The organism is Nesterenkonia sp. YGD6 (genome assembly GCF_022565895.1).
Lineage (GTDB): Bacteria > Actinomycetota > Actinomycetes > Actinomycetales > Micrococcaceae > Nesterenkonia.
This window is the reverse complement of record NZ_JAJOYY010000001.1, coordinates 69,756-94,625: the sequence shown is the minus strand read 5'-3', so window position 1 is coordinate 94,625 and position 24,870 is coordinate 69,756. Positions and strand designations below refer to the sequence as shown.

22 protein-coding genes, 4 tRNA genes and 1 riboswitch are annotated in these 24,870 nt (G+C 69.8%); of the genes, 21 read left to right on the top strand and 5 right to left on the bottom strand.

Annotated elements, in window-relative coordinates:
* Window positions 1-176: 176 nt before the first annotated feature.
* Window positions 177-3,308, top strand: a complete 3,132-nt coding sequence (locus LTI14_RS13175; protein WP_241475201.1) for a LuxR C-terminal-related transcriptional regulator — start codon at window positions 177-179, stop codon at window positions 3,306-3,308.
* Window positions 3,309-3,332: 24 nt separating this feature from the next.
* Here LTI14_RS13175 and rpe read toward each other — a convergent pair whose 3' ends face one another.
* Genes rpe through LTI14_RS00415 form a run of 5 tightly spaced genes read right to left on the bottom strand, consistent with a single transcriptional unit; the run spans window position 3,333 to window position 8,351 of the window.
* Window positions 3,333-3,986 carry a ribulose-phosphate 3-epimerase gene (rpe, locus tag LTI14_RS00435; RefSeq protein WP_241475199.1) on the bottom strand — a complete coding sequence of 218 codons (654 nt, stop codon included), beginning with the start codon at window positions 3,984-3,986 and terminating at the stop codon, window positions 3,333-3,335.
* Entirely contained in the window at window positions 3,983-5,656 is a 1,674-nt protein-coding gene (locus tag LTI14_RS00430) for an RsmB/NOP family class I SAM-dependent RNA methyltransferase (RefSeq protein ID WP_241475198.1), read from the bottom strand. Before LTI14_RS00430 ends, rpe begins: the two co-directional genes overlap by 4 nt.
* Complete coding sequence (locus tag LTI14_RS00425; protein WP_241475196.1) at window positions 5,653-6,855, bottom strand: methionyl-tRNA formyltransferase; 1,203 nt, start codon at window positions 6,853-6,855, stop codon at window positions 5,653-5,655. The genes LTI14_RS00430 and LTI14_RS00425 overlap by 4 nt, the downstream gene beginning before the upstream one ends.
* A 16-nt stretch (window positions 6,856-6,871) precedes the next feature.
* Window positions 6,872-7,465: a peptide deformylase gene (gene def / locus LTI14_RS00420; protein ID WP_241475195.1), complete on the bottom strand. Its 594-nt coding sequence runs from the start codon at window positions 7,463-7,465 to the stop codon at window positions 6,872-6,874.
* A 13-nt stretch (window positions 7,466-7,478) separates the two neighbouring features.
* A complete protein-coding gene (locus LTI14_RS00415) occupies window positions 7,479-8,351 on the bottom strand; it encodes a PD-(D/E)XK nuclease family protein (RefSeq protein ID WP_241475193.1) in 873 nt (290 codons plus the stop codon).
* Between the two features lie 200 nt (window positions 8,352-8,551).
* Here LTI14_RS00415 and LTI14_RS00410 point away from each other — a divergent pair.
* From LTI14_RS00410 to lgt, 20 genes are all read left to right on the top strand, one after another.
* A tRNA-Gly gene (locus LTI14_RS00410) sits at window positions 8,552-8,625 on the top strand.
* Window positions 8,626-8,747: 122 nt separating this feature from the next.
* Window positions 8,748-8,818: transfer RNA gene (locus tag LTI14_RS00405), tRNA-Cys, on the top strand.
* A 111-nt stretch (window positions 8,819-8,929) separates the two neighbouring features.
* A tRNA-Val gene (locus tag LTI14_RS00400) sits at window positions 8,930-9,001 on the top strand.
* Window positions 9,002-9,055: 54 nt separating this feature from the next.
* Window positions 9,056-9,129: transfer RNA gene (locus LTI14_RS00395), tRNA-Gly, on the top strand.
* Between the two features lie 220 nt (window positions 9,130-9,349).
* Window positions 9,350-9,492: riboswitch (FMN riboswitch) on the top strand.
* Between the two features lie 110 nt (window positions 9,493-9,602).
* Complete coding sequence (gene ribD, locus LTI14_RS00390) at window positions 9,603-10,679, top strand: bifunctional diaminohydroxyphosphoribosylaminopyrimidine deaminase/5-amino-6-(5-phosphoribosylamino)uracil reductase RibD (RefSeq protein WP_241469951.1); 1,077 nt, start codon at window positions 9,603-9,605, stop codon at window positions 10,677-10,679.
* Entirely contained in the window at window positions 10,661-12,691 is a 2,031-nt protein-coding gene (gene ribB / locus LTI14_RS13170) for a 3,4-dihydroxy-2-butanone-4-phosphate synthase (RefSeq protein WP_342357703.1), read from the top strand. Before ribD ends, ribB begins: the two co-directional genes overlap by 19 nt.
* 139 nt (window positions 12,692-12,830) lie before the next feature.
* Window positions 12,831-13,331: a 6,7-dimethyl-8-ribityllumazine synthase gene (gene ribH, locus LTI14_RS00375; RefSeq protein WP_241464348.1), complete on the top strand. Its 501-nt coding sequence runs from the start codon at window positions 12,831-12,833 to the stop codon at window positions 13,329-13,331.
* A gap of 14 nt (window positions 13,332-13,345) precedes the next feature.
* Entirely contained in the window at window positions 13,346-13,609 is a 264-nt protein-coding gene (locus tag LTI14_RS00370) for a phosphoribosyl-ATP diphosphatase (RefSeq protein WP_241464349.1), read from the top strand.
* 59 nt (window positions 13,610-13,668) lie between these two features.
* The gene (gene hisG, locus LTI14_RS00365; RefSeq protein ID WP_241464350.1) at window positions 13,669-14,520 is read left to right on the top strand and encodes an ATP phosphoribosyltransferase; all 852 of its coding nucleotides are present in this window, start codon (window positions 13,669-13,671) and stop codon (window positions 14,518-14,520) included.
* A gap of 14 nt (window positions 14,521-14,534) precedes the next feature.
* The gene (gene hisF / locus LTI14_RS00360; RefSeq protein WP_241464351.1) at window positions 14,535-15,299 is read left to right on the top strand and encodes an imidazole glycerol phosphate synthase subunit HisF; all 765 of its coding nucleotides are present in this window, start codon (window positions 14,535-14,537) and stop codon (window positions 15,297-15,299) included.
* Between the two features lie 7 nt (window positions 15,300-15,306).
* Window positions 15,307-15,675: a phosphoribosyl-AMP cyclohydrolase gene (gene hisI, locus LTI14_RS00355; RefSeq protein WP_241469950.1), complete on the top strand. Its 369-nt coding sequence runs from the start codon at window positions 15,307-15,309 to the stop codon at window positions 15,673-15,675.
* The gene (locus tag LTI14_RS00350; protein ID WP_241475191.1) at window positions 15,668-17,320 is read left to right on the top strand and encodes a chorismate-binding protein; all 1,653 of its coding nucleotides are present in this window, start codon (window positions 15,668-15,670) and stop codon (window positions 17,318-17,320) included. The genes hisI and LTI14_RS00350 overlap by 8 nt, the downstream gene beginning before the upstream one ends.
* Window positions 17,317-18,072 carry a Trp biosynthesis-associated membrane protein gene (locus LTI14_RS00345; RefSeq protein ID WP_241475189.1) on the top strand — a complete coding sequence of 252 codons (756 nt, stop codon included), beginning with the start codon at window positions 17,317-17,319 and terminating at the stop codon, window positions 18,070-18,072. The genes LTI14_RS00350 and LTI14_RS00345 overlap by 4 nt, the downstream gene beginning before the upstream one ends.
* Before the next feature lie 127 nt (window positions 18,073-18,199).
* On the top strand, window positions 18,200-18,580 hold the full coding sequence (locus LTI14_RS00340; RefSeq protein WP_241464355.1) for an HGxxPAAW family protein: 381 nt from the start codon (window positions 18,200-18,202) through the stop codon (window positions 18,578-18,580).
* Window positions 18,581-19,384, top strand: a complete 804-nt coding sequence (gene trpC, locus LTI14_RS00335) for an indole-3-glycerol phosphate synthase TrpC (protein ID WP_241469947.1) — start codon at window positions 18,581-18,583, stop codon at window positions 19,382-19,384.
* A 115-nt stretch (window positions 19,385-19,499) separates the two neighbouring features.
* On the top strand, window positions 19,500-20,816 hold the full coding sequence (gene trpB / locus LTI14_RS00330; protein ID WP_241469946.1) for a tryptophan synthase subunit beta: 1,317 nt from the start codon (window positions 19,500-19,502) through the stop codon (window positions 20,814-20,816).
* A complete protein-coding gene (gene trpA / locus LTI14_RS00325) occupies window positions 20,813-21,679 on the top strand; it encodes a tryptophan synthase subunit alpha (protein ID WP_241464358.1) in 867 nt (288 codons plus the stop codon). Before trpB ends, trpA begins: the two co-directional genes overlap by 4 nt.
* The gene (locus LTI14_RS00320; RefSeq protein ID WP_241464359.1) at window positions 21,676-23,262 is read left to right on the top strand and encodes a sodium-dependent transporter; all 1,587 of its coding nucleotides are present in this window, start codon (window positions 21,676-21,678) and stop codon (window positions 23,260-23,262) included. Before trpA ends, LTI14_RS00320 begins: the two co-directional genes overlap by 4 nt.
* Window positions 23,262-23,366, top strand: coding sequence for a methionine/alanine import family NSS transporter small subunit (locus tag LTI14_RS00315; protein ID WP_241464360.1), 105 nt, complete (start codon window positions 23,262-23,264; stop codon window positions 23,364-23,366). The genes LTI14_RS00320 and LTI14_RS00315 overlap by 1 nt, the downstream gene beginning before the upstream one ends.
* Window positions 23,367-23,497: 131 nt before the next feature.
* The gene (lgt, locus tag LTI14_RS00310; protein WP_241475187.1) at window positions 23,498-24,757 is read left to right on the top strand and encodes a prolipoprotein diacylglyceryl transferase; all 1,260 of its coding nucleotides are present in this window, start codon (window positions 23,498-23,500) and stop codon (window positions 24,755-24,757) included.
* Window positions 24,758-24,870: the final 113 nt, after the last annotated feature.

Genomic DNA, 24,870 nt, shown 5'->3' with positions numbered 1-24,870 from the left:
CTGAACTTTCTCTCCGGACCACCTGCGCCTCCGAGGAGGCCCTTCCATTACACGCCGCGTGCGCAGGCGCCTCGCGCAGATGGAGCAAAACCACGTAGTTCGACCGGTGAAACCCAGTAGAAGATACGGGCCGGTATAGTTGACGGGCATCTGATCCATCAATAGAGGAGCCCACGGTGCACCGCAGTGACCCTTTTGTGGGCAGGCGCGAAGAGATCGAGCTGATCCGCAGGGCTGCTGAGCGCGCGCGGACGGGCACGGCACAGTTCGTGGTCATCGAGGGTTTCACCGGCTCAGGGAAGACCCGTCTGCTGCATCAGGCGATGGAGTCGTATCCGGAATGGGACGAACGCACGATCCTGCTCGACGAGTCCTTCGGCGCCCGCGCCGGATCCGCGATCCGACATCTTCTCGGCGCCGGCTCCACCGGCCCCGACGAGCTGGAGGATCTCCTGGCCGCCAGCTTCGATGCCGGGCAGAGCCTGCAGGTGCCCTACCTGGTGAGCGTCAAGAACCTGCACCTGATCGACGAGGTCTCCGCCGATGCGCTCTGGCGCGGGCTGAGTCTCTTCCAGAACGGCCCGGTGCTCGTGGTGCTGAGCACCCAGGGCTCAGTGCGGCCCGAGGTTCAGCGGCTCATCCGGCTCGCTCAGGCCAGCCCGCGCGGCACCTACATCGGCCTGCAGCCGCTGCCGCTGCGGCAGGTGGGTGAGCTGCTGGAGGCGCACTCCGAGCTGCCGATCGCGACCTCGGTGGCGGCTCGGGTGCTGCGCGAGACCGATGGATACCCAGGCCTGGTGGAACAGGTGGGGCGCTGGCTGCGCCGGGTCCCCTCCGGGGCCCGCAGCATCGACCAGGCGTTGGCGGCCACCGTGCGTTCCGCGGACTACAGCGGAATGCACCGAGACGTGATGACCCAGATGAGCGGTCTGGAAGAGCCCGACCGCCGCGCCGTTGCGCTGCTGGCCGCCGCTGACACCTCGCTGAGTCGCAGCCAGCTCGAAGCCGCGGTGGGAGCCGCCGTGGACCCCGCCGCACTGCTGAGCACCGCGCTGCTGAGCTGGGAGGAGCTGACCGGCCGCTATGCGGTGCCGCGTCGCTCGCTGAGCCGCGCGGTGCTCAGCGGCACCGCGGAGCTGGAGCAGGCCCAGCTGCTGCTGGCGCTTGCGGGCGTGCTGGAGGGGGAGGAATCGGTGCGCCACCTGGCCGAAGCTATCCGGCGGGACCCTTCCCTGGGTGAGCAGGAGGAGGTCGTCGCGGCGCTGCACGGCTACGCGCGGCAGGCCGCGAGGCGTCACGAGTTCTGCGAAGCCTTCGACCACGTCATGCTCGCCGTCTCGATGGCCCTCGACGACGAGGAGTCGCTCCACCTGCTCGCCGGACTCGCCGTGCGGACCAATCGGATCTCCGCCCTGCTGGCCCTGGAGCCCGTCATGCGCGCGATGCCGGAGTCGACGTCTCGCTCCGGGATCCTGGCGCTGATCATGCTGGAGCAGTCGGACCTCGAGGGTGCGCTCCAGGAGCTGGAGTCCGTGACCCCGCAGCCCGACCGAGGGCTGCCCATCTATGCCGAGTCCGTCATCGAGGTCAGCGCCCGACTGTACGCCGCGGCGCGCCGCCGCCGCGGCGCCGCGCTGGCGAAACAGGTCTCCTCCGCGCTCGCCGAGGTGCTGGGCCGGGGGGACGGCCTCGACCTGCTCGGTGACATCTGGGATCTCGGCCAGCTGCAGGGCATGGCGTCGCTGAACAGCTTCTGGATCGAGTTCTCCGCGGAGGATCCCGGTGATGCCGCCGCAATGATCGACCACGTCTCGACCGCGCTGAGGAAGCTGCATGGCCGGGCCGGCGTCGAGCGGTTCGAAGGGGCGCTCTACGCGGTGCGCGGGGGACTGCACCGGCAGATCGGACACATGGGCTGCGCCTATCAGGATCTCAGCGTCGCCGCCGCCCAGGACGGCACCAGCAGCTACGTGATGTATGCCCGTTCCCAGCTGGCGCTGCTGCTGTTCAGCTCTGCCTACTGGGACGAGGCCGAACAGATGGCCGATCGCGCCGCGGGAGAGGGTCTGGCACGCGGGGAGAATGCCGCCTCCCATGTCGCCTACGCCGTGTCGGCGGTGCTCCCCGCCGCCCGCGGGGAGATCGAGACGGTCCGCACCCGGCTGGAGGTGCTGCGCGAGAGCCAGTTCGCTTACCTTCCGCTGGCCACCGGGACCATCGACTGGGTGGAGGCCTCCCTGGCGGCCTCGCAGAACGATTTCCGCGGAGTGGCCCGGAACCTGCTGAGCATGCGCAACGACGGCACCGTGTGGTGGGCGATGGAGCCCCAGGCGATGAGCATGCTCGCCCGGGCGCTGCATGTCAGCGGCTGGGCGGCGATGCTGCCGGCCCTGCTGCGCAGCGCCGAGGGCGAGTCCGGCGTGGTGGACTTCCAGCGCCACCTCACCACCCCCTACCTGCGCGGCTTCGAACGCTGGGGAGCGGGTGCTCCGCTTGAGTCGATGGAGAGCTTCCTCCAGGTGCTGCGCGGCTACGACGCGGCCGAATCGATCCGGCCCACCCAGCCGCCGGGGGAGGGCGGCGGGTTCAGGATCTTCCGAGCGATGCTCAGCATCGACATCGCCACTCTGGTCACGGCCTACCCGCAGGAGCTGTCCCGGCACCGGGCCACCGCGCTGGAGCTGGCCGTGTGGGCAGCCTCGGTGCTCCAGTCCTGCCGCGCCGAGGCGCAGCTGGACCGGGCCAATCAGCTGATGGAGGCGCTGCGCCCGCGGATCTTCGCCGGGGAAGCGGACGGCTTCGGGGTACCGGGACCGGGCGTTCGGGGACACGACGTTTCAGGGCGCGAGGTTTCCGGATCAGGCGTCGCCGGGCCCGAGGCGTCACCGACCAGGACTCCGGCAACCAGGGCGCCGGCAACCAGGACACCAGCGGTGAGGTCAGCCGCGGCAATGTCGAGCGCTGCCAGGACGACCACCACAGGGACCGCGGCGGCGGCCGGGGGAGCGGGCGGCCCGGCGTCCTCGGCGAACCCTCGACGCTCGGCGGGTCAGCTCACCAGCCGGGAACCTGGAGGCCCTCCGGGGAAGTCCGAGCCGGTGCTGAGCCTCCGCGCGGAAGAGGCGCTGCGTGGTCTCTCCCGACGCGAGCGGCAGGTCGCGATGCTGGTCTCGGAGGGACTGACGAACCGCGAGGTCGCCGAGCGGCTGGTGCTCTCGGTGCGCACGGTGGAGTATCACGTGGCCAACGCGATGGCGAAGCTGAAGATCCGTTCTCGCCGCGAGCTCCGCGGGCTTGTCGGCGGCTGAGTCCGGCGGCAGCCACCGCTGGCGTCAGCTGGCGAGTCTGCGCAGCTCGGCGATGGCGGAGGCGGCGTCCTCGGCGGAGTAGACCGCCGAACCGGCGACGAAGGTGTCTGCACCCGCCTCGGCGGCCCGCTGGATCGTCTCGGTGCTGATGCCGCCGTCGACCTGCAGCGCCACGTTCCCGCCCAGGTCATCCACGGCCTGCCGGGCGCGGCGGATCTTCGGCAGGATCAGGTCCAGGAAGCTCTGACCGCCGAAGCCTGGCTCCACGGTCATCAGCAGGAGCATGTCCAGCTCTCCGAGCATGTCCAGATACGGCTCGATCCCGGTGGCCGGCTTCAGCGCCATCGCCGATCGAGCGCCCTGGGAGTGCAGCTCGCGGGCGAGCCGGATCGGTGCCTGCGCAGCCTCGGCGTGGAAGGTCACCGATTCGCAGCCGAGTTCGGCGTACTGCGGCGCCCAGGTGTCCGGATCCTCGATCATCAGGTGGATGTCCATGGGCAGCTCGGTGGCCGCGCGCAGGGACTTCACCACCGGCAGTCCGATGGTCAGGTTCGGCACGAAATGGTTGTCCATCACGTCGACGTGTACGGCGTCGGCGGAGCTGATCCGCCTCAGCTCGCTCGCGAGGTTGGCGAAGTCGGCGTTGAGGATGCTGGGGTGGATGCGGGGGCTGATCACAAGGCGATCCTATCGGCCCGGTCATCCGCAGCAGCGTCCGCTTCGGCGGCAGGCGCCTCGTTCTTCGCGTCCACCGGGCGCTGAAGCAGGGCGAAGAACATGGCATCGGTCCCGTGCACATGCGGCCAGAGCTGGACACAGCGTGCGGCGGTCTCGGTGCTGGCGCTGCCCTGTTCATCGCGCAGCAGCGCCGCGCCGGCGTCTTCGGCCGCGGCACGCATCGGCTCGTGGGCGTCGCGCAGCACCAGCTCCGGGTGGCGACGCAGCAGGTCATCGACCTGGATCACGGTCTCGGCCATATGTGGGGAGCAGGTCACATAGGCGAGCAGCCCCCCGGGAGCGAGGACCCCGACGGCGGCGTCGAGGAGCTCCTGCTGGAGTGCAGTGAGCCCGGAGAGGTCCCCGGGGGTGCGCCGCCAGCGGGCCTCCGGGCGGCGTCGCAGAGCACCGAGGCCGGTGCACGGCGCGTCGACCAGGATGCGCTGGAAGCCGGAACCGACCGATGCCTCCGCGATGGTGCGGCCATCGCCGGTGCGCACCGTCCAGGCCTGCGGGTCCACCGCGGCCAGTGCATTGGTCACGAGCTTCGCGCGGTGGGCGGCGGGCTCATTGGCGAGCACCGAGGCTCCGCGCTGGGCTGCCAGTGCGGCCAGCAGCGCGGCCTTTCCGCCAGGACCTGCGCAGAGGTCGAGCCAGCGCTCGGCGGTGTCGGACTCCTGGGGAAGCTCCGCGTCAGCCAGGGCGCGGGTGACCCACTGGGAGCCGATGTCCTGGACGCGCAGCTGGCCCTCGCGGGTCCCGGGCAGTCGGGCGACGTCGCCGCCGCGGAAGATCGCGGCCCCGGTCAGTGCGGTGGATGCCACGGCGCCGGCCTGCTGTGCACTGCGCAGCCGGTCACCCTCGGCCGGGCTGGTCCCCGGAAGCTCGACCAGATGGACCTCGGGGGCGGCATTGTCGGCGCGCAGCAGCGCCTCGAGCTCGGTGCCGCGGCCGTGCAGGCGCAGTGACTGGCGGAGCGCACGCACCACCCAGGCGGGGTGGGCGTGGGTCAGCGCGAGCGCGTCGTCGCCGCTGAGCTTGCGATCGGCGGAGAGCTTCTCGGTCCATTCGCTCAGGGTCTTGGCGCTGACCTTGCGCAGCACGGCGTTGACCAGCCCGCTGGGGCCGGCGCCGATCTCGGCGCGCACCAGCGCCACGGTCTCATCCACCGCGGCGTGGGTCTCGACCCGCATGTTCAGCAGCTGATGCGCCCCGAGTCGCAGAGCGTCCAGGACTGGGGAGTCGAGCTCGCCCAGCGGACGGTCCACGCAGGCGCTCAGGATCGCGTCGTAGGTGCCGGTGCCGCGCAGCGTGCCGTAGGTCAGTTCGGTGGCGAAGCCGGCATCACGCTTGTCCAGGCGCTTAGCCCTGATCTCGGCGGGAAGCGTCAGGTTGGCGTAGGCGTCGTCGCGGCTGACCGCGCGCAGCACGGTGAAGGCGGTGAGTCGCGCAGGATCAGCGCGACGCTTGCGCTGTGCGGGTGCCGCGGCGCTGAAGCCGCGTGCCGCCGCACCCTTGCCCTGATCCGCCTTGCCCTGACCGGCGGCGCCCTTTCCGCCGCGGTTGCGTTCGCGGCCCTTCTCGTTCCTGCGACTGGGCGGCTGTCCTGCGTCTCGGCCGCTGTGGCTCATCGGGTGCGCTCTTCCGTGGGGGTCGTGGAGGTCGTCGGGGAGGTGGGTGTGGTGGGGGTGTTCGCGGCGTGGTCTGGGAGCACCTGGTCGGGTCGCTCCTGCTCCGGCCCACCCAGCAGCACCTGGCCGTGCAGGCCGCGGTACCAGTCGGCGGCGTTGAGGATCTGCTTGCCGGCGGGCTGGACGCTGGTGAGCACCACGTCGGCACCGTCGCCGGCGCGGAACCCGATCAGCGCTTGGGCGCCGGGCTGCTCGGGGTCGAGCTGGCGCACCTCGCCGATCGGGGGAGCGGCCTGGACGGGCTCCGGCTCGGCCGGCTGCCCGGGCTGTCCGGACGCATGGGCGGCGTCGGCCTGCCCGGCGTCGGTGATGCCCGGCTCGGGGCGGTAGAGCCTCGCGACGCCGAGCTTGATGCGCTGATCAGCGCTCAGCGTCCAGGCGCCGGGCTCGGGAATGGTCGCATTGATCCGGTGCACCAGCTCCGCGGCCGGGCGGCGCGGGTCGATGAAGGCATCATCGGCAGTGAGCTTCGGCGCGTAGCTGGGCTCACCGACCTGCTCCTCAGGCGTGGAGCTGCCAGAAAGAAGGTCAGGCAGCAGCACCATCAGCAGCGAGGCGCCGAGGACCGTCAGCTCCTCCAGGACCGTGCCGGCGGAGGTGGCGTCATCGATCGAAAAGCTGCAGGTGCCGTGGATCGGTCCGGTGTCCATGCCGCGCTCGAGCTGGAACACCGTGGCGGCGGTCTCGGTCTGGCCGGCGAGCATCGTGTGCGGCACCGGCGCTGCGCCGCGGTGCAGCGGCAGTCGGGAATAGTGCAGGTTCACCCAGCCGCGGGCGGGGGCCTGAAGCGCGGCAGTCGGCAGCAGGGCGCCATAGGCGACGACGACGCCGAGCGTGGCCTGAACCGCAGTGAGCTCGGCGGTGACCTCGGCGTCGACGGTGTCGGCCTTGATCACCAGGATGCCGGCCTCTTCGGCCACCTGCGCCACCGGGGAGGGGGTCAGCTTCCGGCGTCGTCCCACCGGGGCGTCAGGTCGGGTGAGCACTGCCGCGACCTCGGCGCCCGAGCGCAGCAGCGTCCGCAGCGCCGTGGCGGCGATCTCCGGGGTGCCGGCGAAGATGATCCGGCCGGGTCCGGGGATGGTGCCGCGCGTCTTGGCGCGGGCCGCGGCCAGGGTTTCTTCGGTGAACTGCTGCATGGTCTGTATCGGCCTTTCAGGAGGCGAAGAAGCTGCTGTGGCTGGACTTGCGGGAGCCGAGAGTCTGATCGATGGCCTGGCCGTACTCCCGTGAGCGCAGCGCCCGGACTGCGGCGACCTTGTCTGCGCCGGTGAGTCGATCCACGAAGAGTCGGCCGTCGAGATGATCCACCTCGTGCTGGAAGCACGCGGCCAGCAGTCCGGTGGCTTCGAGTCGGACCGCGGAGCCGTCGGCGTCGGTGCCGGTGAGCAGCACCTCCTGGGCGCGCGTCACCGGGGCGTAGATGTCGGCCACCGAGAGGCATCCCTCGCGGAGCAGGTTCTCGCCCTCGGCAGTGCCGTGCTCAGGCTCCCGCGCGGTGAAGCTTCGCTCCCCGAGCAGCGTCAGCTCGGGGTTGATCACAACTCCACGCTCTCCGACCACGTCGAAGGTGAAGATCCTGCGGCTCACCCCGACCTGCGGAGCCGCCAGACCGATGCCGGCGACGGCGTCCATGGTCTCGAACATGTCAGCGATGAGCTCCGCCGTGCTGTTGTCCACAGTCTTCACGGGGGCCGCGGGGGTGCGCAGCACCGGATCGCCGATCATGCGGATGCTCAGGACAGTCATGGGGGACATTCTGTCATTGTTCAGCGTCGGAGCCGGCTGGGGCGGGCAGCGGCGGTGGCGCGATCGGACGCAGCGCGGTGCCCGCCGACTCGGCGGATCTGCTGTGCTCCCAGACCTGGCGCAGCGCCCAGAACTTGTGCCAGTGCGATTTCAGCACCGCCGGATTGGCCTGGTTCGGCACCACTTCGGCCTCGGAGACCGCGACCGCCAGCAGGATCGGGTCCTCGCCGTAGGGCCAGGGCTTCCATTCGCCGGCCCTGGCGTCGACCAGCATCTCCTCGGCCTGCATGCCAGCGACCAGCTGCATCACCACGGAGTCGCTCAGCGGCTTGGCGCGACCAGCACGGGTCAGTCCCTTGGTCTTGAAGTCGATGATGCAGGTGCGCCCGCCGATGTCGGCGACCAGATCCAATGTGCCGGCATAGCCCAGGGCGTGGTTCCAGACGGTCACCTCGGCGGCCAGCGGGGTCACGTCGTAGAGCTGCCACCATTCGTCGAAGCGGTCGGCGAAGCTGGTCTCGCGGTGCTCGGCGAGCGCCTCGCGGGCCTCATCGGCGCCGTGAGCCAGCCCCAGGGAGTCGAGCGCCACCTGTTCGGCGTAGTGGTGGACTCGATCCCCGCGGGCGGCGGCGGCGTCACGGAAGCGCTCGGCGGCCGAGGAGGCCTGCCGCGCGAGTCGCTTGAGCTCGGCGGGGGAGCCGACGGCGCTGGCCAGCCGCTCGTCTCCGGCGAGCTCTGCGCTGGCCATGTGCCCTGCCCAGCCGGTCAGGTCCTTGTGCTCCTGCGAGATCACCGTGGTGATCGAGGGCACCTCAGGGGTCCCGCTGAGAGAGCGTGAATACATGCGGCCGTGATCTGTGGCGTGCGCGAGGCTTGGCTGTGTCATCGCCTCCAGTCTGCCACCTGGGTCGGACACGGCCCGGAGTGAGTCGGACCGGGGCGCTGCGGGGCTCAGTCGGAGGCCAGGCCGGTGTCCTGCCGGGGCGCGGGGGCCGGTGCCGCGTCCCGATTGGACGTGCGGGCGAGACCTGCGCTATCGTTTCAAGTCGTTGAAACGCCGCGAAAAACTGCGGTCGGGACAGCACTGCGGATGTAGCTCAGCTGGCTAGAGCATCACCTTGCCATGGTGAGGGTCGCGAGTTCGAATCTCGTCATCCGCTCGTAAGATCAAGCACGTGAGGTATGAGAGGATTCATTATGAGTTCCTCTCAAGGTGTGAGGGCCTGATCAGGCCTTACCACTGAATGTCAGCTCAAGACTCGTCAAGTCGGCGGTTGACTGCGGTGGGGTGGCCGAGTGGCGAGGCAGCGGCCTGCAAAGCCGTTAACGCGGGTTCGATTCCCGTCCCCACCTCGCAGGTGCATCCGGTTCGCCGGACGCGGCGGCGACGAGATGCAGTGACACAGCAGAATGATGGATGCAGCACAGAACGACACGCCACGGTGGTGGAGACACCACGCATAGGCGCGATTAGCGCAGCGGTAGCGCGCTTCCCTGACACGGAAGAGGTCACTGGTTCGATCCCAGTATCGCGCACTGAGTGCAGGAAATGCGGCCATCCTCCGGGACGGCAGGGCATCCTGAACTCATGCGGATGTAGCTCAGCTGGCTAGAGCACCACCTTGCCATGGTGGGGGTCGCGAGTTCGAATCTCGTCATCCGCTCAGATGGGCCGCCCGGCAGGCGGCAGATGAAGAGGGCCCGAGACCACCAGGTCTCGGGCCCTCTTCTCGTCTCGTCCGCGCCGCCGTGATCCTCCACCCGCGTGATGCTCCAGCCGCGGCGACACCTCACCGGCCGCGACGGCTCAGCCGAACCGATATTTCACCCTCAGCGGCATCGATCCCGTGCGAGACGCGCATGTGGCACACTTGGTGCTACACATTTCGTGCTCCGGGATCGGTGAAAGTCCGAACCGGCGGTCATAGTCCGCGACCCGAATCATGCGCAGTCCGCTGCGCATGGCTTGGTTGAACCGGTGGAATTCCGGTACCGACAGTCACAGTCTGGATGGGAGAAGCACGAGAGTCCGTGTGGCTGTTTCCGCGACCCCGCGAGCCCGCCATTCGTTCTCGACCGACGCCACCGCGGCGTCGGCCTCCCCGGAGTGCGTCGACACGCTGGGAAGGACGATGCGGTGCCAGACGAAGCTGTGATGCACCAGGCCCTCGAGGCGGCCCTCCTCGGCGTTCGCGGAGCCAACCCGCTGGTGGGTGCGATCCTGGTCTCCGCCGAGTCTGAGGTCCTGAGCATCGGTCACCACCGCGGGGCCGGCACCTTCCACGCCGAGCGTGACGCACTGGTCTCCTTCTTCCGTGAGCACCCCGGCGGGGCGGACCTCAGCTCCGCCACCCTGTACTCCACGCTCGAGCCCTGCCGACATCAGGGCCGCCAGCCCGCCTGCACCCAGCTGATCATCGACGCCGGCGTGGGACGTGTGGTCCACGGCGCGGCGGACCCCTCGAGCAACGGCGGGGGAGCCGGTGTGCTGCGGCGCGCCGGCATCGACGTCGTCTCCGGGGTGCTGGCGCAGCAGTGCGAGGCGTTGAACCACCGCTGGGTCGCAGCCGCCCGGCAGGCCCGTCCCTTTGTCACCGCCCATCTGGCGCAGACCCTTGACGGGCGCATCGCCGCCGCAGACGGCACCAGCCAGTGGATCACCTCCAAAGCGGCACGAGACCACACCCACATGGTGCGCAGCCGGACCGACGCGATCCTGGTCGGGACCAACACCGTCGCGGTGGATGACCCCCGGCTCACCGCGCGCACCCCCTCCGGGGAGCTCGCCCTGCGTCAGCCGCTGCGGGTGGTGATGGGGATCACTCCGGTGCGTCCGGGGATGAAGCTGACCCAGGGTCTTCCCGAGGGCGACGGCTGGCTGCAGCTGCGCACCCGAGACCCGCTGGCGGCCCTGCAGGAGCTCGCGCAGACCACTCACGGCGGCTATCCGATCAAGCATGTCCTGGTCGAAGGCGGTCAGAGCGTGCTCTCGGCCTTCTTCGCCGCCGATCTCGTCGATGAGGTATTCGCCTACCATGCGCCGCTGCTGCTCGGAACAGGCCGTGACAGCATCGGTGACATCGGTGTGAGAACGCTGAGCGAGGCGCCCCGCTTCGCTCTTGACCCCGCGGAGAGCGGGCCGGTGCAGATCATGGACTCCGATGTCTGTGTGCACCTGCAGCCGAAAGGAGATACATGTTCACCGGAATCGTGACTGGTCTGGGAGAGGTCCTTACACGTCGGTTCGATCCGGCCAAGGGCGTGGAGCGGCTGAGCTTCGCGGCCCCGGGACACACCGAGGGGCTCGGGCTCGGCGGCTCGATCGCCGTCAACGGCGTCTGTGTCTCTGCGGTCGCCATCGAGGCCGAGCAGGTCAGCGTGGAGCTGATCCGCGAGACCCTCTCGCGCACCACGCTGGGACAGCTGAAGGTGGGGGACCCGCTGAACCTTGAACGCTGCCTGCCTTCCGGCGCCCGGCTGGACGGGCACGTGGTGCAGGGACACGTCGACGGACTCGCGCAGCTCATCGAGGCAGATCCCCGGGACGGCCGCCACCGCTTCCTGATCAGCCCCGAGCTGGCGCCGTACATCGCGGAGAAGGGCTCGATCGCGATCAACGGGGTCTCGCTGACCGTCACCGCGGTCTCCGCCCCGGGGGCGACCGACCCCTGGTTCGAGGTCGGCCTGATCCCCACCACGCTGGCCGAGACCACCCTGGGCAGCACCGGGATCGGTGAACAGGTCAACATCGAGGTCGACGTGCTGGCGAAGTACGCCCGCCGGATGCTCCAGTTCGACCAGCACCTCGCCGCTGACCGGACAGCCGCCGTCGCCCCTGCCGCCGCCGAGCCGCGTGCGGCCGATGAGCCGCCCACGACCGACCAGAAGCCGGGGTCGGTGCCCGCAATTCCCCAGCCGGAGACCCCTGCTCCGGTGCTGGACCGGATCGACGTCGCGCTCAACGAGCTCGCCGCGGGGCGCCCGGTGATCGTCGTCGACGACGCCGATCGGGAGAACGAGGGCGACATCATCTTCCCGGCCGCGATGGCCACGAGCGAGCTGATGGCGCTGACCATCCGCTACACCTCCGGCGTGATCTGCACCCCGATGACCGCCGAACGCGCCGAGCACCTGGGACTGCCCCCGATGGTGGTGGACAACGAGGACCCCAAGGGCACCGCGTACACGATCAGCGCCGACGCGACCACCGGGGTCAGCACCGGGATCAGCGCGGCCGACCGGGCGCTCACCGTGAAGGTGCTGGCAGACTCGGCGAGCACCGCGGCGGACCTCAGCCGCCCGGGGCACATCTTCCCGCTGATCGCCGATCCGCAGGGAGTCCTCGGGCGCGACGGCCACACCGAGGCCGCAGTCGACCTCTGCCGGCTCGCCGGGCTCCCCGAGGTCGGCGTCATCGCCGAGCTGACCCACGACGACGGCCGGATGATGCGCCTGCCCGCGCTGCGCAAGTTCGCCGATGAGCACGAGTATGCGCTGATCTCGATCGCCGATCTGATCGTCTACCGCGGCGGCACCCCCAAGCCGGGCACCGCGATGGACTCGGTCGCCGCCAGCTGGGAGGCGCCCGGCGACGAGCTGTCCAAGCTGGTGACCCCCGGACCGGTGGTCACCCTGCCCACCGATCACGGAGTCTTCGCCGCCCAGGTCTGGACCGAGCACGCCACCGGACACGAGCACATGCTCATCTCCGCCCGCTCCGAGGCTCCCGGTGAGGGCAATGAGGCCACCACGCGGCCGCTGATCCGGATGCACTCGGAGTGCGTCACCGGAGACGTGCTGGGCTCCCGGCGCTGCGACTGCGGCACTCAGCTGGCCTCCGCGCTGGAGTCCATCCAGCACGACGGCGGGCACCTGCTGTATCTGCGCGGCCACGAGGGCCGCGGGATCGGTCTGGCCAACAAGATGCGCGCCTATAAGCTCCAGGAGCAGGGCGCGGACACCGTGGAGGCCAACGAGATGCTGGGGCTGGCCGCGGAGCTGCGCGACTTCTCCGGCGCCGCTGCGATCCTCTACGCCGCCGGCATCCGCCGGCTGCGGCTGATGACGAACAACCCGCTCAAGGTGCAGACCCTGCGCAGCGCCGGGCTCGACGTCGAGCTGGCGCCCTCCACCGGAGTGGTGCACGCGACCAACCGCCGGTACCTGGAGACCAAGCGGGACCGGATGAACCACACGCTGGACCACCTCCAGCTGCACGAGCAGTGAGACGTCACGAACCCTGAGACGTCACGAACAGCGAGATGTCACGAACAGCGAGATGTCACGAACAGCGAGATGTCACGAACAGTGACACCTGACCGGCAGTGATCCCCATGACACCGACCACCACAGCAGAGGAGCCCGCATGAGCGGCACCGGAACACCCCAGATCGAGACCTCCGAGCTGGCGGCGCTGCGCACCGCTGCCGCCGAGCAGGACCTGCGCGTCGCCGTCGTCGCCTCGCGCTGGCATGAGGTGGTCATGGACGGGCTGATCGCCGGCTCGCGCCGCTTCTGCGCGGAGATCGGTCTTGAGCACGTCACCGTGATCCGGGCTCCCGGCTCCTTCGAGCTGCCGGTGATCGCCTCCCATGCCGCGAGGAGCTTCGACGTCGTCGTCGCCTTGGGCGTGGTGATCCGCGGCGGGACCCCGCATTTCGACTATGTCTGCACCGCCGCCACCGACGGTCTGAGCCAGGTCGCGCTGAGCACCGGCACCCCGGTCGGCTTCGGACTGCTCACCTGCGACGACGAGGCGCAGGCGCTGGACCGCGCCGGTCTGGAGGGCTCCAAGGAGGACAAGGGCTTCGAGGCGGCCCACGCCGCCGTCGCCGCAGCCGTGGAGATCGCCGCGCTGAACCGGTGAGATACCCTGGAGCGGTGAAAACCTTCGATCAGCTCTACGCCGAACTTGCCCAGAAGGCCGAGACCCGTCCGGAGGGTTCAGGCACCGTCGCAGCCCTCGATGCAGGCGTCCATCAGATCGGCAAGAAGGTCGTCGAAGAGGCCGCCGAGGTCTGGATGGCGGCCGAGTATCAGAGTGATGCGGAGACCGCCGAGGAGATCTCCCAGCTGCTCTACCATCTGCAGGTCATGATGATCGCCAAGGGCATCGCTCCCGAGGACGTCTACAAGTACCTCTGAACCTCCCGGGCGAGTTCGCCGACACCGCCGTCACCTGCACACGAAAAGACGAGATCCCTATGCTGCGCATTGCTGTTCCGAACAAGGGCGCCCTCTCCGAGGCCGCCATGGAGATGCTCTCCGAGGCTGGCTACGTCCAGCGCCGCGACCGGCGCGAACTGGTCATGCTCGATGAGGAGAACGGGGTGGAGTTCTTCTACCTGCGGCCCCGCGACATCGCCGTCTACGTCGGCGCCGGCACCCTCGACGTCGGCCTGACCGGCCGCGACCTCTTCCAGGACGCCCGGGTGGACCACGGCGCCGAAGAGGTCCTCGGGCTGGGCTTCGGCAAGTCCACCTTCCGCCTGGCCGGACCCGCCGGACGATTCACCAGCGCCGCAGACCTCGCCGGCACCCGGGTGGCCACCAGCTACGACGGCCTGCTGGCCCAGTGGTTCCAGGACCAGGGCGTGCCCGACGTCGAGGTCGTCCACCTCGACGGCGCGGTCGAGACCTCCGTGCGGCTCGGCGTGGCCGACGCCATCGCCGACGTGGTCGAGACCGGCAACACGCTCAAGGCCGCCGGGATGGAGACCTTCGGCGAGCCGATCATGCGCTCCGAGGCGATCCTGATCTCCGGCCGCGACCAGCACCCCGAGGGCCTGGACCGGCTCATCCGCCGTCTGCAGGGCGTGATGGTCGCCGCCCAGTACGTGATGATGGACTACGACGTGCACCGGGACCTGCTGCCGGCGGCCGCCGCGATCACCCCGGGCCTGGAATCGCCGACCATCTCTCCGCTGGCGGACGAGAACTGGGTGGCCGTGCGCTCGATGGTCCCCGCCAAGAAGACCAACCAGCTGATGGACGAGCTCTACGAGCTCGGCGCCCGCGCGATCCTGGTCTCCTCCATCCACGCCTGCCGCATCTGATCGCGGGACAGCAGATGACACTTTCAATCCGAGTCATCCCCTGTCTCGACGTCGACGCCGGTCGCGTGGTCAAGGGGGTCAACTTCGAGAACCTCCGCGACGCCGGTGACCCGGTGGAGCTGGCCCACCGCTACAACCGGGCCGGCGCCGACGAGCTGACCTTCCTCGACGTCACCGCCTCCTCGGCCGACCGGGAGACCACCTACGACGTGGTCACCCGCACCGCCGAAGAGGTCTTCATCCCGCTCACCGTCGGCGGAGGCATCCGCTCGCCCCAAGATGTGGACCGGCTGCTGCGCACCGGGGCCGACAAGGTCTCGATCAACACCGCCGCGGTGTCCCGCCCCGAGGTGATCAACGAGATCGTCGGCCGCTTCGGCAACCAGGTCCTGGTGCTCTCCCTCGACGCCCGGCGCAGCGACGCCACCGAATCCGGCTTCGAGGTCACCACCCACGGCGGCCGCACCGGCACCGGGATCGACGCGCTGGCGTGGTGCCGCGACGCGGCCGAGCGCGGGGTGGGGGAGATCCTGCTGAACTCCATCGACGCCGACGGCACCCGCGACGGCTTCGACACCGAGATGATCTCCGCGGTGCGCGCGGTGACCCGGGTCCCGCTGATCGCCTCCGGCGGCGCCGGAGTCCCGGCCCACTTCCCGCCCGCCATCGCGGCCGGCGCCGACGCGGTGCTGGCCGCCTCGATGTTCCACTTCGGGCCCGATGACATGATCGCCCAGGTCAAAGACGCCATTCGATCCGCCGGATACCCGGTGAGATGAGGTCCGCATGAGCAGCAGCGAAGAAGCCGAGATGCCACTCCTCCCACGGGCGGTGCGCGAGGCCGTGCGCTTCAACGCCGACGGACTCGTGCCGGTGATCACCCAGGACGCCGAGACCTCCGAGGTGCTGATGCTGGCCTGGATGAACGAGGAGGCGCTGGGGATCACCCTGGCCACCCGACAGGGCGTCTACTTCTCCCGGTCCCGCCAGGAGCTCTGGCGCAAGGGTGCGACCTCCGGCAACGTGCAGCAGGTGGTCTCGCTCGCGCTGGACTGCGACGGCGACACCGTGCTGATGCGGGTCCAGCAGTCCGGACCGGCCTGCCACACCGGCACCACCGCCTGCTTCACCGGACGGGAGATCACCGATGCATGACCTCGGCACCGTGGTCCCCGGAGCGAAGGAGTTCCTCGAGCTGGCCCACGATCACCGGGTGATCCCGGTGTCCATGACGCTGCTCGCCGACTCCCACACCCCGCTGAGCATCTACCGGGCGCTGGCCACCGACGACGCCGGAGCCGCCCGCCCGGGCACCTTCCTGATGGAGTCCGCCGCCCCCGGCGCCGCCTGGTCCCGGCACTCCTTCATCGGCGTGAGCTCCTCCGCCACGCTCAGCGAGAAGGACGGCGCCGCACACTGGATCGGGGAGCCCCCGGTCGGAACTCCGCGTGAGGGCACCACCGCCGCGGTGCTGCGCGACACCCTGGACTTCCTCTCCGGCACCGCCACGCACGGCCCGGACGCCGCCACGCACAGCCCGGACGGCACCGCCGCTGGAGCCGCCGAGGCCGCCGCACGCGCGACCCCGGGTCGGCCCTTCATCGAGGAGCTGCCGCACCTGACTTCGGGCCTGGTCGGCTACGCCGGCTGGGACGTCATCCGACACTGGGAGAAGCTGCCCCACCCGCCCACCGACGACCTCCACGTCCCGGAGATGGCGATGAACCTGGTCTCGGACCTCGCGGTGCATGACAACCGCGACGGCACCGTCACCCTGGTGGCCAACGCGATCAACTTCGACGGCCAGGACACCGGCGCCGAGGGAGCCTACGCCGACGCCGTCGCCCGGCTGCACCGGATGAGCGCGACGCTCGCCGAACCGGTCGCACCGGTGATCTCCACCGCCCAGCCGCACTGGGGTGCGGCCGTGAAGCAGGACCTCACCGACCGGGTCGTCCACGCCTGGGACCAGAACGAATACCTAGCCACCCTGGGCAAGGCCAAGCAGGCCATCATCGACGGCGAGGTCTTCCAGATCGTGGTCTCCCGACGTTTCGAGGTCGAGACCGACGTCGACGCCCTCGCCGTCTATCGGATGCTGCGGCTGCTGAACCCCAGCCCGTACATGTACCTGATGCACTTCGAGACCCCCGACGGCGAGCCCTACCAGCTCGTCGGGGCCTCCCCGGAGGCGCTGGTCACCGTGGAGGACACCACCGTGATCACCCACCCGATCGCCGGCACCCGCCCCCGCGGGGAGACCCCGAGGCAGGATGCTGAGCTCGCCGAGGACCTGCTGGCGGACCAGAAGGAGCGCGCCGAGCACATCATGCTGGTGGACCTGGCGCGCAACGACCTGGCCAAGGTCTGCGTCCCCGGCTCGGTCCAGGTCACCCGGTTCATGGCGGTGGAGCGCTTCAGCCACGTGATGCACCTGACCAGCCACGTGCAGGGCGAACTCGCACCCGAGCACAGCGCCTATGACGTGCTCTCCGCGACCTTCCCCGCCGGCACGCTCTCCGGGGCGCCGAAGCCGCGCGCGCTGCAGCTGCTCGACGCCTGGGAGCCCACCCGGCGCGGGATCTACGGGGGAGTGGTCGGCTACTTCGACCTCTCCGGACGGATGGACGCCGCCATCGCGATCCGCTCCGCGCTGCTGAAGGGCGGTCGGGCCTACGTGCAGGCCGGCGGAGGCATCGTGGCCGATTCCGACGACGACGCCGAACGTGAGGAAACCGTGAACAAGGCCGCCGCACCGCTGCGCGCGGTGCTGGCCGCCGATCGTCTGGAGCACACATGAGCAAGACCACCCCGTCCCCGGAGAACCCCGGCCCCGAAGGCCGCGGCTCCTCGATCGCCTCGCGACTCCGCAGGATCATGACACGTCGCGGCGTGGTGCTGATGTCCCTGCTCGGCGGCGCGCTGCTGCTGATCTCATCCACCATGACCTGGGTGCACGCCTACGGCCTGGGCTCCACCTCCACGGTCCAGGAAGTGGCCATCACCGGCGCCGAGCTGGTCGAGACCGTCACCGCCATGGGCCTGGTCGGGCTCGCCGCAGGCGTCGCGGTCACGATCGCGAAGCGGCTGGGCCGCGTCGTCATCGGCTCGGTGCTCTTCGGCGCCGCCGTCATCGCGCTGCTGGCCATCCGCTCGGTGCTCGCGGACCCGGCCAATGCGGCCTCCGCGGCGCTGGGCGACATCACCGGCACCACCGCCGACGCCGCGCGCTACGAGCTGAGCATGGCCGTCTGGTTGGGCTTCATCGGCGCGCTGCTGCTGCTCATCGCCTCGCTCGCGCTGCTGGTCGTCTCCCATCGCTGGCCGGACCGCAAGTCCCGCAGATACCAGGTCAGCACCGCCGAGGACGGCGCTCAGGGCCAGCTCGACGGTGATGCCCCCGACGGCGGGTCGGTCGAGGCCGGCCAGGAGGGCACCTCACAGACTCCGGCCGCGAAGCGCGGTGACGGCGGTCCCGAGTCCGGACCCGACGAGTTCGACCTCTGGGACGGGCTCTCCGACGGCCAGGACCCCACAGACCCCCGCCGCTGAAACCCCGGCGGCCCTGGTCGCTGAAGGTTTCGCGTCGCGACGTCACCGACGACGAGGCGCATCCATACGTGGCAGAATGGGTCGCAGAATTGAATGAGCACTGCCGCACGTTCTAGAGAGGACCAGAATGGCCAACACCAATGCTCTGCGCGACACCGAGCCAGCTCCCGGCGAGAAGATCGATGATGAGTTCATCCATCACGATCACATCGGCCACGGCTCCACCCCTGCAGCCTGGGCGCTGAGCCTGACCCTCATCGTCGGTTCGATCATCGCCGGGCTCGGCATGGTGCTCGAGGTCTGGGTGTTGGTCTGGATCTCGATCCTCTTCCTCCCGCTGGCGATCATCCTGGGCCTCGTGCTCAAGGCCAAGGGCTACGGCGTGGAGATGGATTCCACAGCGGTGCTCAAGAACGGCGAGAGCGCCCGTGCCCACCAGGGTCCGGCCAGCCCGGACAACACCCGCGGCGGCAAGGACAAGCGGCGGCCAGAAACCGCCGCACGCTGAATGGTGAGCGTCCTCGACTCGATCATCGCAGGGGTCCGCGAAGACCTCCAGGCGCGCCGCGCCTCGGTTCCGCATGAGCAGATCGTCGCAGCGGCGGCCGCTGCGCCTCCCGCGCTCGACGCCCATGCCGCGCTCCTGGCGGGACGCGAGGACCCGCACGGCGTGCGGATCATCGCCGAGGTGAAGCGCTCCTCACCCTCGAAGGGTGCGCTGGCCGAGATCCCCGATCCGGCCAAGCTCGCCCGGTCCTACCAGGACGGCGGGGCCGCAGTGATCAGCGTGCTCACCGAAGGACGGCGCTTCAACGGCAGCCTGGCCGACCTCGACGCGGTGCGCGCCGCCGTGGAGATCCCGGTGCTGCGCAAAGACTTCATGGTCGAGGAGTACCAGTTCTACGAGGCCCGCGCCCACGGCGCGGACCTGGTGCTGCTCATCGTCGCGGCCCTCGACGACGACACGCTGCGTGACTTCCTCGCCCTGACCCACGACCTGGGCATGGAAGCCCTGGTCGAGGCGCACACCGAGGAAGAGATCGCGCGCGCCGTCGCGCTGGGCGCCAAGATCGTCGGAGTCAACGTGCGCAACCTCAAGACCCTGGAGGTCGACGTCGCGCACTACGCCACGATGGCCCAGCACCTGCCCGAGGATGTGGTGCGGATCGCAGAATCCGGCGTGACCTCCGCGCAGGTGGTCGCCGACTACTCCGCCCAGGGCGCCGACGCCGTCCTGGTCGGAGAGGCCCTGGTCAAGGACGGCGAGCCGGAGACGGCGCTGCGCAGCTTCCGCACCGCAAGCCTCGTCTGAGCTTCGTCCACGCAGAGCTTCAGCAGGTCTGAGCATCCGCCCTTCTCGGGCGACGCAGAATTCCACCGGCGCCGTGCTGGATGACCAGAGCGGCGGAGAACATCGAGGAGAGACCATGAGCGCTCCCGCTGAGGAGACACAGAAGTACCGCGACCACGAAGGGCCCTATTTCGGGAACTTCGGCGGACGCTGGATGCCGGAATCGCTCGTCGCCGCCCTTGATGAGGTGGAACAGACCTTCCGTGAGGCGAAGCAGGATCCGGAGTTCCTCGCCGAGGTCCACCGCCTCGGCCGGGACTACACCGGGCGCCCCTCGCTGCTGACCGAGGTCTCACGCTTCGCCGCCGAGGCCGGCCCCGCCCGGATCTTCCTCAAGCGCGAGGACCTCAACCACACCGGCTCGCACAAGATCAACAACGTGCTGGGTCAGGCGCTGCTCGCCAAGCGCATGGGCAAGACCCGGCTGATCGCCGAGACCGGCGCAGGCCAGCACGGCGTCGCCACCGCCACCGCCGCCGCGCTGATGGGCATGGACTGTGTGGTCTACATGGGCTCCGAGGACACCCGCCGGCAGGCGCTGAACGTGGCCCGGATGCGGCTGCTCGGCGCCGAGGTGATCCCGGTGGACCACGGCGCGAAGACGTTGAAGGACGCGATCAACGAGGCGCTGCGCGACTGGGTGGCCTCGGTGGAGCACACCCACTACCTGCTGGGCACCGTGGCCGGCCCGCACCCGTTCCCCGAGATGGTCCGCTGGTTCCACCAGGTGATCGGCGACGAGGCCCGTGAACAGATCCTCGCCATGGAAGGACGCCTGCCCGACGCCGTGGCGGCCTGCGTGGGCGGCGGCTCGAATGCGATGGGCCTCTTCCACGGGTTCCTCGACGACCCCGAGGTGGCGCTCTACGGCTTCGAGGCCGGCGGCGACGGGATCGAGACCGGCCGGCACGCCTCGGCCATCACGCTGGGCCGCTCCGGCGTGCTGCACGGTGCGCGTTCCTTCCTGATGCAGGACGAGGACGGCCAGACCGTGGACTCACATTCGATCTCCGCCGGCCTGGACTACCCCTCGGTCGGTCCTGAGCACGCGTACCTCGCCGAGACCGGACGCGCCATCTACGAGCCGGTGACCGACGCCGAGTGCATGGCCTCCTTCGAGCTGCTCTGCCGCACCGAAGGCATCATCCCTGCCATCGAATCGGCGCACGCGCTGGCCGGCGCGGCCCGGCTCTCCCGCAAATGGGGCGCGGACGGCGAAGGCAAGATCATCATCATCAACCTCTCCGGGCGCGGCGACAAGGACGTGGAGACCGCCGCCGAATGGTTCCGGCTGCTCCCGGGCCAGGCCAACGACCCGATCGCCGAAGCCGAGGCGCAGCAGCGCACCGGCGACAGCGCCTCCGAAGCACCCGAGACGGGAGTCCAGTCATGAGCACCGAAGCCACCCCCGCCCAGTCGAGCGCACCGGTGTCCCAGGCCACCTCCCCGACCGCCCCCTCCGCCACCGCCTCCTCCAAGACCGCGGACGCGATCGAGGCCGCCCGCGCGCAGGGCCGGGCCGCCTTCATCGGCTACCTGCCGGCCGGCTACCCGGACAAGGAGACCTCCATCGCGGCCGCCATCGAGCTGGCTCGCAACGGCGCCGACGTGATCGAGATCGGGGTTCCCTACTCCGATCCGGTCATGGACGGCCCGGTCATCCAGCAGGCCACCACCGAGGTGCTGGCCCGTGGATTCCGGCTGCCCGAGGTCTTCGAGATCGTGGCGGCCGTGGTCGAGGCGACCGACGCCGCGGTGCTGGTGATGACGTACTACAACCTGATCGACCGGATGGGCGCCGACGAGTTCGCCCGGCGTCTGGCCGAGGCCGGCGGCGCCGGCGCGATCACCCCGGACCTGATCCCCGATGAGGGCGGCGACTGGATCGCCGCCACCGAGAAGCATGGACTGGACCGGGTGTTCCTCACCGCTCCGACCTCCTCGGCGGAACGGGTGGCGCAGATCGTCTCGGCCTCCCGCGGCTTCGTCTACGGCGTCTCCGTGATGGGCGTGACCGGAGCCCGCGACCAGGTCTCCGACGCCGCGGAACGCGTGGTCAGCGCGGCCCGCGAGGCGGGCGCCGAGCGGGTCTGCGTCGGACTCGGGGTCTCCACCCGGGCCCATGTCGAGGAGATCGGCCGCTACGCCGACGGCGTCATCGTGGGCACCGCACTGGTCGCCGCGCTGCGCGACGGCGGCCCCGCCGCCGTGGCCGCCCTGACCGCCGAGCTCACCGGGGCCGAGACGCCTCGATGACCCCACGTACGCCGGCACGGACTCGGATCCGGGAGAGCTTCAACTCCCGGACCGTCTTCATCCTGGCGGCCGTGGGCTCCGCCGTGGGTCTGGGGAACATCTGGCGCTTCCCCTACGTCACCTACGAGAACGGCGGCGGGGCGTTCCTGATCCCCTACCTGATCGCGCTGCTCACCGCCGGGCTGCCGATCCTGCTCTTCGACTACGCCCTGGGCCACCGGTTCCGCGGATCCCCGCCGCTGGCCTTCAAGCGGCTGCACCGGCACGCCGAGCCGATCGGCTGGATCCAGGTCGGGATCTGCTTCCTGATCTCCATCTACTACGCGGCCATCATCGCCTGGGCGGCCATGTACACCTGGTATTCCTTCACCCAGGCCTGGGGCGATGATGCCGAGAGCTTCTTCTTCACCGAATACCTCCAGTACGACGGGGCGGGCACCGAAGGCTCCGGGCTCTCACTGGACTTCGTGGCGCAGGTGGGATGGCCGCTGATCGCCGTCTGGATGGTGCTGCTCGTCGCGCTTGGGCTCGGCGTGCGGCGCGGCATCGCCCGGGTCTCCATGTATGGGATACCGGTGCTGTTCGTGATGTTCCTGATCCTGGTCGGCTACTCGCTCACCCTCGACGGAGCGCTCACCGGGCTCAACGCCCTGTTCACCCCCGACTGGTCCGCGCTGACCAGCGGCACCGTCTGGATCCAGGCCTACGGACAGATCTTCTTCAGCCTCTCGGTGGGCTTCGGCATCATGATCACCTACGCCTCCTATCTGCGGCGCAGGTCCAACGCCACCGGCTCGGGACTGGTCGTCGGGTTCGCGAACTCCTCCTTCGAGCTGCTCGCCGCCATCGGGGTCTTCTCCGCACTGGGCTTCATCGCCGTCGCCGCGAACACCGCCGTGGACGAGGTCGCCTCCTCCGGGCTCGGGCTGGCCTTCGTCGCCTTCCCGACCATCATCACCGAGGCCCCGGCCTCCGCCCTGCTCGGCGTGCTCTTCTTCGGCTCGCTGACCCTGGCCGGCATCACCTCGCAGATCTCGGTGCTGGAGGTGGCGATCTCCTCGGTCAAGGACAAGACGGGTTGGTCCCGACCGGTGACGGTCGGCCTCGTCGGAGGATCCAGCGCGCTGATCTCCGTGGTGCTGCTCGGCGGGGTCTCCGGGCTCACGGTGCTCGACGTGATCGACGCGTTCTCCAACAACGTAGGCATCGTCGCCGCAGCCTTCATCGCGGTCGTCGCCGTCACCTGGGGCTTCCGACGCCTCGATGTGCTGGCCGCCGGGATGAACGCCTACGGCTCGATCCGGCTGGGACTGATCTGGAAGTCGCTGATCGGCGTGGTCATCCCGGTGGTCCTGGGCGTGCTCCTGGTGATGGACATCCGCTCCAAGGTCACCGAGGGCTACGGCGGATTCGACACCTGGGTCGTGATGACCTTCGGCTGGGGAGCCCTGGCCTTCGTGGCGGTGGCCGCCGTCGTGATGACCGCTCTGCCCTGGCGAGAAGGCTCCGCGCTGCATGCCGAGGCGCTCGAGGAAGAGCCTGAGACCGAGAACCTCGTCGACCGAGAGGGAGGCATGAGCTGATGGAGACCGACGCACTGATCATGATGATCGTGGCCCTGGCCACGGTCTGGGGCGGCCTCGCAGCCGCCATCGCCCACCTCAGGCGGTACCCGGACCGCTCCTAGGGCCGTTCCTGGGTGCGGCCCGCCCGCTGGTCGCACTGAGCAGGCTCAGGCCATAGACTGCACCGGATCACGAATTCAGCTCGTCCCCAGCTCAGCCGGGGGAGGGTGACCCACCACCGCGAAAGGACACCGTGTCTCTCACTTCAAGTCCGGTCAGCGCCCTGCAGACCGCCGCTGAGGCCACCGCCTCGGCGACGGCGCAGATCAGCGCAGCCTTCCCCTCCCCGCCCACAGACGGGATCGACATCGTCGGCCCGCTGCGGATCGGGTTCTACGGTCTGGCGATCGGTCTGGGCATCCTGGTGGCGTACTTCGTCTCCAGCCGGCTCTGGAAGTCACGCGGCGGCAGTCCCGAGAACGTCTTCGACGCGCTCATCTGGGCCGTGCTGCTGGGCATCGTGGGCGGTCGGCTCTATCACGTGATCACCTCCCCAGACGCGTACTTCGGGGAGAACGGCGACCTCTCGCTGATCCCGCAGGTCTGGCTGGGCGGTCTGGGCATCGTCGGCGCCGTCGCGCTGGGCGCCGTCGGGGTCTGGTTTGCCTGCCGTCGCTACGGGATGAAGTTCGGCGCGTTCGCCGATGTGATCGTGCCCGGCGTGATCCTGGCCCAGGCCATCGGACGCTGGGGCAACTACTTCAACCAGGAGCTCTACGGTGCTCCCACCAACCTTCCCTGGGGTCTGGCGATCGACACCACCCAGCGCCACCAGGCGCCGCCGCTGGGCGCGAGCGAGTCCACCCTGTATCACCCCACCTTCCTCTACGAGAGCATCTGGAACCTGATCGGGTTCTTCCTGCTGATCGCGCTCTACCGCCGCTTCGCCGTGAAGCAGGGCCTGCTCACCTGGACCTACGTGGCCTACTACTCGCTGGGTCGCTTCTGGATCGAGTCGCTGCGCGTGGATGAGATGAACAAGTCCACCCAGTGGATCAACATCTTCGGCATCGAATGGCGCTTGAACATGTGGATGTCGGTGTTCCTGTTCCTGCTGGCGCTGAGCATGCTGATCTGGCTCTGGAGCCGACGCCCGCGCACCGAGGCGGCGCTGGCCGAGGAGATGGAGATCTACCGTCCCGGGCAGGGTCCGCGCGGATCCGAGGACCACGCCGCGCTGGCGGCTGACTCCAGGACCGGAGAGGCAGCCGGCGAGGCCCCGCTGGAGACCGCTGACGTCTCCGCGCAGCCCGGCGATGCCGCCGCACAGCCCGGTGCTGGCACCGCCGCGACCGCCGCGACCGGCGTGACCACCGGTGCGACCACCGCTGACACGCCCGGTGTGACCACCACCGACACGCCCGCTGACAGCACCGCTCCCGGCGCGGTCGACAGCGGCGAACCGGGTGCTGATCCTGCCGGTTCGACTGAGACGGACAGTCCCAGATCCTGAGATCGGACTTGCCACCGGCAGGTCCGGGTTGGAAGATTGGTCTCATTCCCTGGCGTCAGCGCCAGGGCCACGACGGCGGCGCGCCGACCAATCCGCGCCGTTGCCGTCAAGCG